The sequence below is a fragment of the Litchfieldella xinjiangensis genome, assembly GCF_000759345.1.
Taxonomy (GTDB): Bacteria; Pseudomonadota; Gammaproteobacteria; order Pseudomonadales; family Halomonadaceae; genus Litchfieldella_A; species Litchfieldella_A xinjiangensis.
Genome location: NZ_JPZL01000003.1, coordinates 527,901 through 541,156 on the forward strand (window position 1 = coordinate 527,901; position 13,256 = coordinate 541,156).

The 13,256-nt window shown below is 60.7% G+C and carries 14 protein-coding genes; 13 read left to right on the forward strand and 1 reads right to left on the reverse strand.

Annotated features, from left to right (window positions below; translation table 11 throughout):
- Positions 1-83: 83 nt before the first annotated feature.
- The 13 genes from cgtA (at position 84) to JH15_RS14760 (ending at position 12,534) form a co-directional block, all read left to right on the forward strand.
- The gene (cgtA, locus tag JH15_RS14700) at positions 84-1,277 is read left to right on the forward strand and encodes an Obg family GTPase CgtA (protein WP_043531584.1); all 1,194 of its coding nucleotides are present in this window, start codon (positions 84-86) and stop codon (positions 1,275-1,277) included.
- A gap of 18 nt (positions 1,278-1,295) precedes the next feature.
- Positions 1,296-2,435, forward strand: a complete 1,140-nt coding sequence (proB, locus tag JH15_RS14705) for a glutamate 5-kinase (RefSeq protein WP_043531586.1) — start codon at positions 1,296-1,298, stop codon at positions 2,433-2,435.
- Between the two features lie 193 nt (positions 2,436-2,628).
- A complete protein-coding gene (rpsT, locus tag JH15_RS14710; protein WP_043531588.1) occupies positions 2,629-2,895 on the forward strand; it encodes a 30S ribosomal protein S20 in 267 nt (88 codons plus the stop codon).
- Positions 2,896-3,114: 219 nt separating this feature from the next.
- Positions 3,115-4,638: a murein biosynthesis integral membrane protein MurJ gene (gene murJ, locus JH15_RS14715; protein ID WP_081949059.1), complete on the forward strand. Its 1,524-nt coding sequence runs from the start codon at positions 3,115-3,117 to the stop codon at positions 4,636-4,638.
- Positions 4,639-4,719: 81 nt separating this feature from the next.
- On the forward strand, positions 4,720-5,805 hold the full coding sequence (gene ribF, locus JH15_RS14720) for a bifunctional riboflavin kinase/FAD synthetase (protein WP_043531590.1): 1,086 nt from the start codon (positions 4,720-4,722) through the stop codon (positions 5,803-5,805).
- Positions 5,802-8,636, forward strand: a complete 2,835-nt coding sequence (ileS, locus tag JH15_RS14725) for an isoleucine--tRNA ligase (RefSeq protein ID WP_043531592.1) — start codon at positions 5,802-5,804, stop codon at positions 8,634-8,636. The genes ribF and ileS overlap by 4 nt, the downstream gene beginning before the upstream one ends.
- Positions 8,629-9,171 carry a signal peptidase II gene (gene lspA / locus JH15_RS14730; RefSeq protein WP_043531594.1) on the forward strand — a complete coding sequence of 181 codons (543 nt, stop codon included), beginning with the start codon at positions 8,629-8,631 and terminating at the stop codon, positions 9,169-9,171. Before ileS ends, lspA begins: the two co-directional genes overlap by 8 nt.
- Before the next feature lie 37 nt (positions 9,172-9,208).
- Positions 9,209-9,655: an FKBP-type peptidyl-prolyl cis-trans isomerase gene (gene fkpB, locus JH15_RS14735; RefSeq protein ID WP_043531597.1), complete on the forward strand. Its 447-nt coding sequence runs from the start codon at positions 9,209-9,211 to the stop codon at positions 9,653-9,655.
- 25 nt (positions 9,656-9,680) lie between these two features.
- The gene (gene ispH, locus JH15_RS14740; protein WP_052384142.1) at positions 9,681-10,634 is read left to right on the forward strand and encodes a 4-hydroxy-3-methylbut-2-enyl diphosphate reductase; all 954 of its coding nucleotides are present in this window, start codon (positions 9,681-9,683) and stop codon (positions 10,632-10,634) included.
- 123 nt (positions 10,635-10,757) lie between these two features.
- The gene (locus JH15_RS14745) at positions 10,758-11,129 is read left to right on the forward strand and encodes a type IV pilin protein (protein WP_043531599.1); all 372 of its coding nucleotides are present in this window, start codon (positions 10,758-10,760) and stop codon (positions 11,127-11,129) included.
- Positions 11,116-11,577, forward strand: a complete 462-nt coding sequence (locus JH15_RS17590; protein WP_052384143.1) for a GspH/FimT family pseudopilin — start codon at positions 11,116-11,118, stop codon at positions 11,575-11,577. The genes JH15_RS14745 and JH15_RS17590 overlap by 14 nt, the downstream gene beginning before the upstream one ends.
- Positions 11,574-11,993, forward strand: a complete 420-nt coding sequence (gene pilV / locus JH15_RS14755; protein WP_043531601.1) for a type IV pilus modification protein PilV — start codon at positions 11,574-11,576, stop codon at positions 11,991-11,993. The genes JH15_RS17590 and pilV overlap by 4 nt, the downstream gene beginning before the upstream one ends.
- A gap of 1 nt (position 11,994) precedes the next feature.
- Entirely contained in the window at positions 11,995-12,534 is a 540-nt protein-coding gene (locus JH15_RS14760) for a PilW family protein (RefSeq protein WP_043531603.1), read from the forward strand.
- 102 nt (positions 12,535-12,636) lie between these two features.
- Here JH15_RS14760 and JH15_RS14765 read toward each other — a convergent pair whose 3' ends face one another.
- Positions 12,637-13,194, reverse strand: coding sequence for a GspH/FimT family pseudopilin (locus JH15_RS14765; RefSeq protein WP_043531605.1), 558 nt, complete (start codon positions 13,192-13,194; stop codon positions 12,637-12,639).
- Positions 13,195-13,256 lie beyond the last annotated feature (62 nt).

Here is a 13,256-nt window from a genome sequence, read left to right on the forward strand (position 1 = left end):
CCTCACGTAGGTTGCACCGAAGAGGCCCCGCAAGCGCGGGGCCTTTTTGTATCATGGCGGGATGTCCGCCAGGAGAAGGAAAGATGCAGTTCGTCGACGAAGCCTCGATCATCGTGGAAGCCGGCAATGGCGGCAGTGGCTGCCTGAGCTTCCGCCGTGAGAAGTATGTGCCCAAGGGTGGCCCCGATGGCGGCGATGGGGGTCATGGCGGTAGCGTTTACTTGATAGGCGACGATGCCCTCAATACGCTGATCGACTTCAAGTATCAGCGTTTCTACAAGGCCCAGAACGGACAGCCGGGCATGGGTCGGCAAATGAGTGGCAAGGCCGGCGACGACCTGCACGTCAAGGTGCCGGTGGGGACTACGGTGATCGACGAGGATACGCTCGAAGTGATTGCCGATGTGACCGAAATCGGACAGGTGGTACTGGTTTCCCAGGGCGGCCGCCGCGGTCTTGGCAACATCCATTTCAAGTCGTCGACCAATCGCGCGCCACGACGCACCACGCCGGGCACCGAGGGCGAGCGTCGCAACCTGCGTCTGGAAATGAAGGTCATGGCCGATGTCGGTCTGCTGGGTATGCCCAATGCCGGAAAATCGACACTGATTCGTGCGGTGTCGGCGGCCAAGCCCAAGGTGGCCAACTATCCCTTCACGACATTGGTGCCCAACCTCGGTGTGGTCAAGCTGGGTCAGTACGAGCATTTCGTCATGGCCGACGTGCCGGGGCTGATCGAAGGCGCATCCGATGGCGCCGGGTTGGGCCTTCGCTTCCTGAAGCACCTGACACGTACTCGCTTGCTCTTTCACGTTATCGACGTGGCGCCGTTCGACGAGTCGGACCCGGTCGTCGCTGCCGAAGCGATCTTCCATGAGCTGGAGCAGTTCTCGCCGACCTTGGCCGAACGGCCGCGTTGGCTAGTGCTCAACAAGCTGGACCTGTTGCCTGAGGAAGAGCGTGAAGCGCGGGCCGAGGCGATCGTTGAACGTTTGGCGTGGGACGGCCCTGTCTTTCAGATCTCGGCGATCAGTGGCGAGGGGACCGATGCGTTGGTTCAGGCCGCGCACCGCTGGCTGACCGAACAGCGCCGGCTCGAGAACGAAGACGAAGAGGTCGCCGAGCACGAGCGTGACATGCGCGAGCGCATGGAAGCCGAGGCCGTGGCGCGCACTGAAGCCAGATTGGGGCGTCGGCGTAAGCCGCAAGAGGATGATATCGACGACGATGACTTTGACGACGATGACTATGACGTCGAAGTCGAGTACGTCGAGTAAGCCGCCGGAGATAGCGACGTGGCAAGCAACCAGCAGGGTTTGGGGCGAGAGGCGCTAACTAGCGCTCGACGGGTCGTAGTGAAGATTGGCAGTGCGCTGCTGACCAATGACGGCCGGGGTCTGGACGACGAGGCGATCGGCGGCTGGGTTGATCAGATTGCCGCACTCCATCGTCAGGGGGTCGAGATCGTTCTCGTGTCGTCGGGCGCGGTGGCGGCGGGCATGGTGCGTCTTGGCTGGCAGGTTCGACCTTCTGCAGTGCATGAATTGCAGGCGGCCGCCGCGGTTGGGCAAAACGGTCTCACCGAATGCTACGAAACCCACTTCGCACGTCACGAGCTGCTGACCGCCCAGGTACTGCTGACCCACGACGACCTGTCCAATCGCAAGCGCTACCTCAATGCCCGTTCGGCGTTGCGGACCCTGGTGGACCTGCGTGTCGTGCCGGTGATTAACGAGAACGATACCGTGGTCACCGACGAGATTCGCTTCGGGGATAACGACACCTTGGGCGCGCTGGTCGCCAACCTGCTCGAAGCCGATGCGCTGGTCATCCTGACTGACCAGGAAGGGCTATATGATGCTGATCCTCGTCACACCTCCGATGCCCGCCTGATTCATGAAGGACAGGCCGATGACCCCGCCTTGGCAGCGATGGCGGGTGGAGGCGGACGTCTGGGCCGCGGAGGAATGACCACCAAGATGCAGGCGGCCAGGCTGGCGGCACGTTCAGGGGCAGTGACGGTCATCGCCAGTGGTCGGCAGCCCGATATCCTGTTGCGCTTGCGCGCAGGTGAGCGTCTCGGCACGTTGCTGCGCCCCGAGCAGGCACCGATCGCCGCGCGTAAGCGCTGGCTGGCCGGTCAGCTCCAGGTGCGGGGCGCCCTGATGCTCGATGCGGGGGCCGTTCAGGTACTGCGTGCCAAAGGGTCCAGCCTGTTGCCCGTCGGGGTTCGGGCCGTGACGGGCAGCTTCGTGCGTGGCGATATGGTGGTGTGCGTCGACGAGCAGGGGGAGCGGGTCGCCAAGGGGTTGATCAACTACGGTGCCGAGGAAGCGGCAAAATTACTCGGCAAGCCCAGCCACCAGATCGAGGCCATTCTCGGCTACATGGAAGCGCCCGAACTGATTCATCGCGACAATCTCGTCGTACTCTAACCGGAGAGTCGCGGCCGCGCGCGGGATGTAGCAAGGGGCAGGGTGGTTATGATAGTATGCGCCATCCTCTCAGACATGGCCCGGTGGTTGACTTCAGCCAATGTAGGGCAAGCCGGCTGGGAGTTTTTTGTTTTCCCAGTCTGCTCAACACATTACCGATAGACGGTTCAAGAAATTCTCCAAGGAGACAGTAGTGGCTAACACTAAGCAAGCCCGCAAGCGTGCCCGTCAGGCGGAAAACCGCCGTGTACTGAAGGCCAGCCAGCGCAGCATGGTGCGTACCTATGTGAAGCGCGTCATCAAGGCGATCAACGCTGGTGATCACGGCCAGGCCATGACCGAATTCAAGGCGGCCCAGCCGGTGATCGACCGCATCGCCGACAAGGATGTGCTGTCCAAGAAAAAGGCCGCTCGTCTGAAGAGCCGCCTGAATACGCGCATCAAGGCGCTGGCTGCCTAAGCCGGACGCTTCTGGAAATACCTGGCCTCGCCACCTGCAGGTGGTGGTTCGGGTAGGCTTCCTCGAAAAACCGGCTTCGGCCGGTTTTTTCGTGAGTACCGACCTCTTCACTCCCGTATCGAGACGAGCACGCGCGTGAGCGAACACGATCCGCAAACTCCGCCCGAGAGCGATATCGCCAAGGCCTCGCCCGCCCAACCGCCGGCGCGTGCCGGATTGATGCGCTCGGGTATCGTCGTCAGTGCCATGACCATGTTGTCGCGTGTCATGGGGCTGATACGTGATGTGGTGATCGCCGCGCTACTAGGAGCCAGCAACGGTGCCGATGCCTTCTTCGTGGCCTTCAAGATCCCCAATTTCATGCGCCGGCTCTTTGCCGAAGGGGCGTTCAATCAAGCGTTCATTCCCGTGTTGTCGGAATACGCAACCCAGCGCACCAAGGCCGAAGTTCGCGAGCTGTTGGACGCTGTCGCCGGCAGTCTGACCGTGGTGTTGGCATTGATCACGGCGCTGGCCATGCTGGCGGCCCCCTGGTTGGTCTGGCTCTTTGCGCCGGGTTTTGGCCGCGACCCGGAGAAGCTGGCGTTGACCGCCGAGATGCTGCGCCTGACGTTCCCCTATCTACTGCTGATCTCGCTGACGGCATTCTCGGGAAGTGTGCTCAATACCTGGAATCGCTTTGCCGTGCCGGCGTTCACGCCGGTATTGCTCAATCTTTCATTGATCGGTGCGGCGCTCCTGCTCACGCCGATGATGACAGAGCCGGCCATGGGCCTGGCGTGGGGCGTGCTGATTGCCGGTGTCGCGCAGCTTGCCTTTCAGGTGCCCTTCCTGGCGCGGCAGGACTTGCTCCCCCGGCCCTGGCCGAATTTCACCCATCCCGGCGTACGCCGTATCCTGCTGCTGATGGCTCCCGCGCTGTTCGGCGTTTCGGTGTCCCAGATCAACCTGTTGCTGGATACCGTGCTGGCCTCGTTACTGACCGCGGGCAGTGTATCGTGGCTCTACTATTCGGATCGCCTGGTCGAGCTGCCTCTGGGAGTGTTCGGTATTGCGATAGGGACGGTGATTCTTCCGGCGCTATCCAAACGTCATGCCGAGAAATCGCCTGAGCACTTTGCAAAGATGCTCGACTGGGCGGTGCGTGCGGTACTGCTGCTCGGCCTGCCGGCGGCGTTGGCGCTGGCCGTATTGGCCGAACCGTTACTGATCTCGCTGTTCCACTATGGCGCGATGACCGACCACGATATCGCCATGGCAGCCATGAGCCTGCGAGCCTATTCATTGGGCCTGGTCGCTTTCATGTTGATCAAGGTGTTGGCGCCAGGTTTCTTTGCCCGCCAGGACACCGCTACGCCGGTGAAGATCGGCATCGTGGCGATGGTCGCCAATATGGTCTTCAACCTGCTGTTGATCTGGCCGTTGGCCCACGCCGGGCTGGCACTGGCCACGGCATTGTCTGCGTATCTAAATGCCGGTCTGCTGGGATGGTTACTGTACAAGCAGGGCGTGTTTCACCTGCAGCCCGGCTGGGCGCGCTTTTCCATTCAACTTGGCGGTGGCTGCCTGCTTTTGGGGGCGGGCCTGGCCTGGTTCTCGCCGGATTGGCAGCAGTGGCTGGGCTGGGGGCTTTGGCAGCGAGTCTATTCGCTGCTCGCCCTGGTGGTCGGCGGCGCGGCCACCTACTTTACTTGGCTGGCCCTTGCCGGTATTCGCCTGAGGCACTTCCGTCTACAAGGCTAGGCGGGATCGCTTTCGAGAGGTGGATAGGCGCGTGTCGGGTGGGCCGTTATACTGGAAACTTTAACTGGCCGTGAGCAACGCATGGAGTTGATCCGAGGACTGCACAACCTGCGCGAGAGGCATCGAGGCTGCGTGGCTACCATCGGTAATTTCGATGGGGTGCACCGTGGTCATCAGGCCATTCTCGAGCAGTGTCGGGAACATGCCGCTGCGTTGGGCTTGCCGGTCGCTGTAGTGATTTTCGAGCCACAGCCCCGGGAGTATTTCTCTGGCGACCAGGCGCCGCCTCGCCTGACACGCTTGCGTGACAAGGTACAGCTGCTGGTGGGCCATGGGGCAGAACGGGTACTGTGTTTACCTTTTAACGATGCTCTGCGCAGCCTGACCGCGCGTGAATTCATCGAGCGTGTACTGATCGATGGTCTGGGTGTACGCCACTTGGTGGTGGGCGACGACTTCCGCTTTGGCCGCGAGCGTGACGGTGATTTCAATCTGTTGGCTCGGATCGGGAGGGAGATGGGGCCCGACCGGGGGTTCGGGGTCGAGCATACGCGAACCTTCGCGCTCGATGACGAGCGGGTTTCCAGTTCGCGGGTACGTACCCTGCTGGCAAGTGGCAACTTCGCCCAGGCCCGACGCATGTTGGGCCGCCCCTACCGCTTAAGCGGGCGTGTGGTCAGCGACCGTCAGCTGGGGCGGACCATTGGCGTGCCGACAGCCAATCTTCCACTGCTGCCACGCCCCTTGGCGCTACGCGGGGTCTACGCCGTGTTGGCGGACCTGGACGATGGCCGCCGGTACACCGGGGTGGCCAACATTGGCTGGCGGCCCACGGTGGGCAGCCGGCGGCCCGTGCTCGAAGTGCACTTGTTTGGCTTTGACGAGACGCTCTATGGCCAACGGCTTTCAGTCCTGCCCTGTGCACGCCTACGTGGTGAAATCAGTTTCGACGGCATCGAGGCACTCACTCAGCAAATTCATGCCGATCTGGACCAGGCGCGGCGATATTTTGAGCATCAGGGGCTGGAGCCCGACGGCCCGCAGGACGAGCCATTGAACGAAACGCGACTTCCTCTGGCATCGGCGCCGCTGGCGCGCGACGCTGCGACTTACGACTCACCGGCAGCCTCTGGGCCAGCCGGACGCGACGATGACGGACACTCATGAGCGACTATAAGCATACCCTGAACCTGCCCGAAACCGACTTTCCCATGCGTGGCAATTTGCCCAAGCGTGAACCTGAGCGTGTCGCCCGCTGGCAGGAGATGGACATTTATCGGCGGCTGCGCGAGCAGGGCCGGGACCGCGAGACGTTCGTGCTGCACGATGGCCCTCCGTATGCCAACGGCAGCATTCACATCGGGCATGCCGTCAACAAGATCCTCAAGGACATCATCGTCAAGTCGAAGAGCCTGGCAGGCTTCGATGCGCCCTATGTTCCGGGCTGGGACTGTCACGGCCTGCCGATCGAGCACAAGGTCGAAACCACTCATGGCAAGCACCTCGAGCCCGAGCAGGCTCGTGGGCTGTGCCGCGAGTACGCAGCCGAGCAGATTCAGGGCCAGTTACAGGATTTCGTGCGGCTGGGAGTAATCGGCGATTGGGACAAGCCCTATCGCACCATGGATTTCGCCAACGAGGCCGGTGAGATTCGCGCTCTGGCCGACATGGTCTCAGCAGGTTACGTGTTCAAGGGGCTAAAGCCGGTCAACTGGTGTTTCGACTGCGGTTCGGCGCTGGCTGAAGCCGAGGTGGAGTACCAGGACAAGAAATCCGATGCCATCGACGTGGCCTTCCCCGTGGAAGATGCCGACACGCTGGCGGCAGCCTTCGGCCTGGATGCGCTACCCAAGCCGGCGGCCATCGTGATCTGGACCACCACGCCGTGGACCATTCCGGCCAACCAGGCGCTCAACGTCCATCCCGAGTTCACCTATGCCCTGGTCGATACCGGCAACCGCCTGCTGGTGCTGGCCGAGGAACTGGTGGAGTCGTGCCTGGAGCGCTTCGACCTGACCGGGAAAGTGATCGCCACAGCCCGCGGCGAGGCGCTCAACCTGATCAACTTTCGCCACCCGCTCTATGATCGCCTGTCTCCGGTCTATCTCGCCGACTACGTCGAGTGTGAAGTGGGCAGCACCGGGATCGTGCACTCGGCGCCCGCTTACGGTGTCGACGACTTCGTTACCTGTCGTGCCCATGGCATGGATTTCAGCCAGATCCTGAGCCCGGTTCAGGGCGACGGTGTCTATGCTCGCGATCTACCGCTCTTCGGTGGCCAAATGATCTGGAAGGCCAACCCGCAGATCGTCGACACCCTGCGCGAGGCCAATGCACTGCTGGCACACAAGGTCATCACTCACAGCTACATGCATTGCTGGCGCCACAAGACACCGGTGATCTACCGGGCCACCGCGCAGTGGTTCGTGGGCATGGACGTGAAGGGTGCCGATGGCCGCACGCTACGTGAACGTGCCTTGGAAGGCATCGAGCAGACCCAGTTCACTCCGGCCTGGGGTCAGGCGCGCCTGCACGCCATGATCGCCAACCGCCCCGACTGGTGCATCTCACGCCAGCGCAACTGGGGGGTGCCGATTCCGTTCTTCTTGAATAAGGCCAGCGGTGAGCTGCATCCCCGCACCGTCGAGCTGATGGAGGACGTCGCCCAGCGTGTCGAGGCTGAGGGCATCGATGCCTGGTTCCGTCTCGACCCGGCCGAGTTACTGGGCGATGACGCCGCCGACTACGAAAAGGTCACCGACACCCTGGACGTGTGGTTCGATTCCGGCACAACGCATCGCCATGTATTGCGCGGCTCGCACCCGCATGGCCATGAGAGTGGCCCGCGGGCCGATCTTTATCTGGAAGGGTCCGATCAGCATCGTGGCTGGTTCCATTCGTCGCTTCTTACCGGCTGCGCCATCGATGGCCATCCGCCGTATCGTGGCTTGCTGACCCATGGTTTCACCGTCGACGCCCAGGGCCGCAAGATGTCGAAGTCGGTGGGCAACGTGGTGGCGCCGCAGGAGGTCATGGACAAGCTGGGTGCCGACATTCTTCGTTTGTGGGTGGCTTCTACCGACTACTCGGGGGAGATGGCGGTATCCGACGAGATCCTCAAGCGTACCGCTGATGTCTATCGTCGCATTCGCAACACGGCGCGCTTCCTGCTGGCCAACCTCAGCGGGTTCGAGCCCGAGCGTGACAGTGTCCCGTTTCACGACATGCTGGCTCTGGACCAGTGGGTAGTGGACCGTGCCGCCCAGCTCCAGGCGCGCATCGAGACGGCCTATGCCGAGTACCGTTTCCTCGATGTCTACCAGCAGGTGCATACGTTCTGTTCACGCGAACTCGGGGGCTTTTACCTCGACGTGATCAAGGATCGCCAGTACACCACCCAGGCCGACTCCTTGGCGCGCCGGAGTTGCCAGACCGCGCTCTATCACGTGGTCGAGGCCCTGGCGCGCTGGGTGGCGCCTATCCTGTCCTTCACTGCCGAAGAGGTGCATGAGCACATCCCGGGGTCGCGGCAGGAGAGCGTCCTGCTCGAGACGTATTACTCGGGCCTTTCCACCCTGGATGACGGCGCCGAACTGGGGCGCGAGTTCTGGGAGCAGGTGCTCGACGTCAAGCAGGCGGTCAACAAGTGCCTCGAGGATGCGCGCAACGACAAGCGCATCAAGAGCGGTCTGGCGGCCAACGTCACGCTGTATATCGACGACCCGCTGATGAAGACGCTGGAAAAACTAGGGGAGGAGCTGCGCTTCGTATTGCTGACCAGCGAAGTCACCCTGCTGCCGATTGCCGAAGGTCCCACTGCCGAGAAGACCGATGTCGCCGGGCTGCGTGTTTCGGTGGTGGCAAGCCCGCATGCCAAGTGCGAGCGCTGCTGGCACCATCGGAAGGACGTCGGGACGCATGATGACCATCCGGATCTCTGTGGTCGCTGCATCAGCAACTTACCGGACGGTCCTGGCGAGACGCGTCGCTATGCCTGAATCTAGTCAGGGAGCCTCGACCACGGGCAGTGACGCGCCACAGACGGCCCCCATGCGCAAGCCTCTGCGTTGGTTATGGTTGGCGGTCTTGGTGATGGCACTCGACCTGGCGACCAAGGCCATGGCCAGTGCCTGGTTGAGCTATGGCCAGCCGGTGGAGATCCTGCCGGTCTTCAATCTGACACTGCTCCACAATACGGGCGCTGCGTTCAGTTTCTTGGCCGGTCATGACGGCTGGCAGCGCTGGTTCTTCGCCGTGGTGGCCATTGGCGCCAGTGTCGGGCTGACGATCTGGATGAGCCGGCTGCGGGCCGATGAGCGGCTCCTGGCCGCCTCGCTGGCTGCGATCATCGGGGGCGCACTGGGCAATCTTTATGACCGGCTCGTGCACGGCTATGTCGTCGATTTTCTGTCCTTTTATTGGGGACAACACTATTTCCCGGCATTCAACCTCGCCGATATCGCGATCACCCTGGGGGCCATCGGCCTGATTTGGGAATCTTTACGCGATATGCGACGTCACAAGAAGAGTTGAATGTCTATTACGCCACTCTGGTGGCAACGAGGCTAACATGAGCGAATACCGCATCGGTGAAGGGATGGAAGTGACCCTTCACTTTACTCTCAAGCTGGAGGACGGCACCGTGGTCGACTCCACGCGAGACAAGGCGCCTGCCACGTTCCAGGTGGGTGACGGAAATCTGCCGCCCGGTTTCGAGTCGCCCTTGAAGGGGCTGACTGATGGCGATCAGGGTAGCTACGAGATTGCACCAGAACATGCCTTTGGCCAGCATAATCCCCAGAACGTACAGCGCCTGAAGCGTGAAGACTTCCAGGAAATCGAACTGGAGCCGGGCACGGTGATGTCGTTTTCCGATCCTGCCGGTGGCGAGCTGCCGGGGGTCATTGCCAGTGTCGAAGGCGACCAGGTCGATGTCGACTTCAACCATCCCTTGGCCGGGCGCACGTTGACTTTCGAGGTCGAGGTGCTTGGCGTACGGCCTGCGACCACTCATTAAGCCCAACGGGCAAGCGAGGCAAGACATGCAGATCAAGCTGGCCAATCCCCGCGGCTTCTGCGCCGGCGTCGATCGTGCCATCGAGATCGTCAATCGTGCGCTGGATGTGTTCGGCCCGCCGATCTATGTTCGGCACGAAGTCGTTCATAACCGCTTCGTGGTCGACACCCTGCGTGAGCGCGGTGCCGTCTTTGTCGAGGAGCTGGACGAGGTGCCCGATGACACCCTGGTGATCTTCTCGGCCCATGGTGTATCCCGAGCGGTGCAGGTCGAGGCCGAGCGGCGTGGCTTGCGCGTCTTCGATGCCACGTGTCCGTTGGTGACCAAGGTCCACATGGAAGTGCTTCGCTACGCCAGGCGCGGCCAGGAGTGCATCCTGATTGGTCACGCAGGGCATCCCGAGGTGGAAGGCACCATGGGACGCTACGATACCACCTATGGTGGCGCCATCTATCTGGTCGAGGACGAGGCCGATGTGGCCTCCCTCGAGGTCAAGGATCCGAGCCGCCTGGCCTTCGTGACCCAGACCACACTGTCCATGGACGATACCTCACGGGTGATCGATGCCCTGAGGAGCACGTTCCCTGACATCGAGGGACCGCGCAAGGATGACATCTGCTACGCCACGCAAAATCGCCAGGATGCCGTACGCGGCTTGGCCGCCGAAAGCGATGTGCTGTTCGTGGTGGGAAGTATCAATAGCTCAAACTCCAATCGCTTGCGCGAACTCTCCGAGCGCATGGGTACACCGGCCTACCTGATCGACAATGCCGAGCAGATCGATCCCGCCTGGCTGGACGGGATGAATGCCATCGGCATCACGGCCGGCGCCAGTGCTCCCGAGGTGCTTGTTCAAGGCGTGATCGCGCGATTACAGGCGCTAGGCGCCGAAGCGCCCGAGGAACGGCCCGGCGAGGAGGAGACCATCACCTTCTCGATGCCGCGAGAGCTTCGCGAGCAAGTCATCGTCAGCAGCTGACAAGGCTTATCGCCAATTCAATGAAAAGTCGGGCTTTGGCCCGACTTTTTTATGGATGCTTTGCTGACAGGGTCATGTAGAGTGCTACATACTGAAACAATACTCACTGATACAGGTAAGCCAATGCGTCGACGCGAGAGGGGCTTTACATTGATCGAGCTCATGATCGCTGTGGTCGTGGTAGGTATCCTGGCGTCAATTGCCCTTCCGGTCTATAGCGGCTACGTGGAACGTGCTCGACGCACGGACGGTCACGCGGGATTGATGAACGCCGCGCAACAGCTGGAGCGGTGCTATACCGTGCAAAGCTCTTATAGCGGTTGTACTGTCACCGCCACGTCGCCCGACAGCAATTATGCAATAAGCCTGACCGGCAGCAGCACTTCAACAGCCTATACCCTTACTGCCCATTATGTCGGTGGCGGTGACGATGGCTGCGATGGGAATCTGACCCTGACTCATCGGGGGGTGCGAGGGCCTGATGCGTGTTGGTAAGGCTAGGCCTCATTCCGGTTTCACCTTGATCGAGCTGCTGGTCACCCTCGCCGTGGTGATCATTGTCTTCACCGTCACTGTCCCGGGTTTTCAGAATTTGATCTCAAGCAGTCGTGTCACAAGCGACTACAACGAGATCCTGACAGGCTTTAACTACGCCCGTAGCGAGGCAGTCAAGCGGCGTGACCCCGTTAGTGCTTCCTTGGTTGCCGATGAAAGCGGCAAATGGAAAATGATCGTCAAGGTCGTCGATGGCGATGCGTTGGCGATCCGTGAGTCAGGTGCGGGGCAGACCGCGACGGGTTCCCTCTCAGTGACCTTCAATGCCCTTGGAAGACGAGCAGGCTGTTCGAGCGTCGAATGTACCGTCAATGTTGCGACTAAAGCGATACAGATCAATCCAATGGGACAGGTTGGGAAGCCTGCCGAGCAAGGTGGCGGGGTATGAGGCAAGCGTCAGGGGGGTTCACTCTTGTAGAAGCACTGATTGCTCTGCTGGTACTCTCGCTTGGCTTGCTTGGTGTCGCGGCGATGCAGCTGAAGGCCATGCAGAGTGCTCATGTCTCCTACCAGCGAACCATCGCCACGATAGCCGCGCAGGATGCCATTGAGCGGCTATGGTCCGGGCTGGCCTTTGATTCTGTCAGCAGTAGCTTTACCTGTCCCAGCGAGACAGGCATGGAAGCTGACTGGAAGAGCACTTGGTCTGCCCATTTCAATGATCTATCGGCCAGTGGCATTACGGCAGAAGGCGACTGTCGTTTCACCATAAACCTTGTTTGGGACGACTCGCGTTTTGCAATTAACGATGGGGAAGAAGACGTCTCGACCCTCCACTATGCCTCTCGTCTGCCGGGAAATTGAGATGAGGCGGAATCAGGGGTTCACATTGATCGAGTTGATGATTGCCTTGGTTATTGGGCTGATCATTATTTTAGGTGCGTCCCAGTTATTTGTTGTGAGCCATGCGAGTTATCAGCGTGTAGAAATGCTGGCTGCCAGGCAGGAGGCGTTACGCTTTTTGGTCGATTCCTTATCATTGGATATTCGTAGTGCCGATACTTTCTTTGTGACAGGGGATGTGTTGAGCCTAAGCTATGGTAGTGGTCGAGAAAACGATCCTTATTGCAGTTCCGCTGGTCTGTCCGCGGTGGAATACGCTAGGGATAGCGGAGCTATCAATCTGAAAGTCACCTGTGATAATGGGATAGTCTCGACAGAGCCCCTAGTCGGAAGCTCGAACGCCGATGCGTTATTGAGTGTCGAGGAGCTGGTCTTCAGGGAGCTTGGAGGAAGAAGTGTCAGGAATGAAGTGACGTTCAATGCCCTTGAGGGTGAGGACGACACCAGCCGCCACTTCGAATTTGTCGTGACGAATCGCCACGCCGCATTGAGCCGAAACTGATACGAGGTCGCCAATATGTGAGTACGACAAGGGGGGGCGGTATTGATTGTCAGCCTGGTCTTGATGGTCGTGGCGCTCCTGTTGGGTCTCTCAACACGTTAATCAACAATCCATGCGCGCGTTACGTACTCTTCCCAGATTGCTCAACACCACATGTGCGCCTGCCCCCCCATCACTACAAACGACGAAGGTGCCATTGTATCCGCGCGGCCACCCAGTTTGCGGAAATCGGATATAACGATAGTCGTTGCGGAACGAGACACTGCTGGCATTACCGGCCTCGAGCACTTTGAGCACGGGCTCGTCTGACTTGCGGACCCCCTTGTCCATAGGACCTTCGACAACCATCAGGGGGGCACTCCAGTCGGTGAGGCACTCCGTCCGGTCGATGCTCGGGCAAACGGTAATGGTCTTGCGCCGGGTTACGGCAGTATTCTTGGCCATGGCCAGCGCCGTTCTGATCCGCAACACTTCGGCATTCACCTGATTGCGTGCGGCAAAGGCCTGGAAGTTAGGGACGGCAACCGTGGCGATGATAACGGCCACGGCAATGACGACGAGTAATTCGATCAACGTGAAGCCCCGATAACGTTCCGGCCCCTGACCTGTATCAATCCCCCTCCCTGGGGTCGGCCTGTTATCCTCTGGAAACAAAGACATGCTGCCCTCCCTGGCAGTCTCGCGTGGCTTACCAGCTTACCCGATTCGCTTGTAAGCCATTT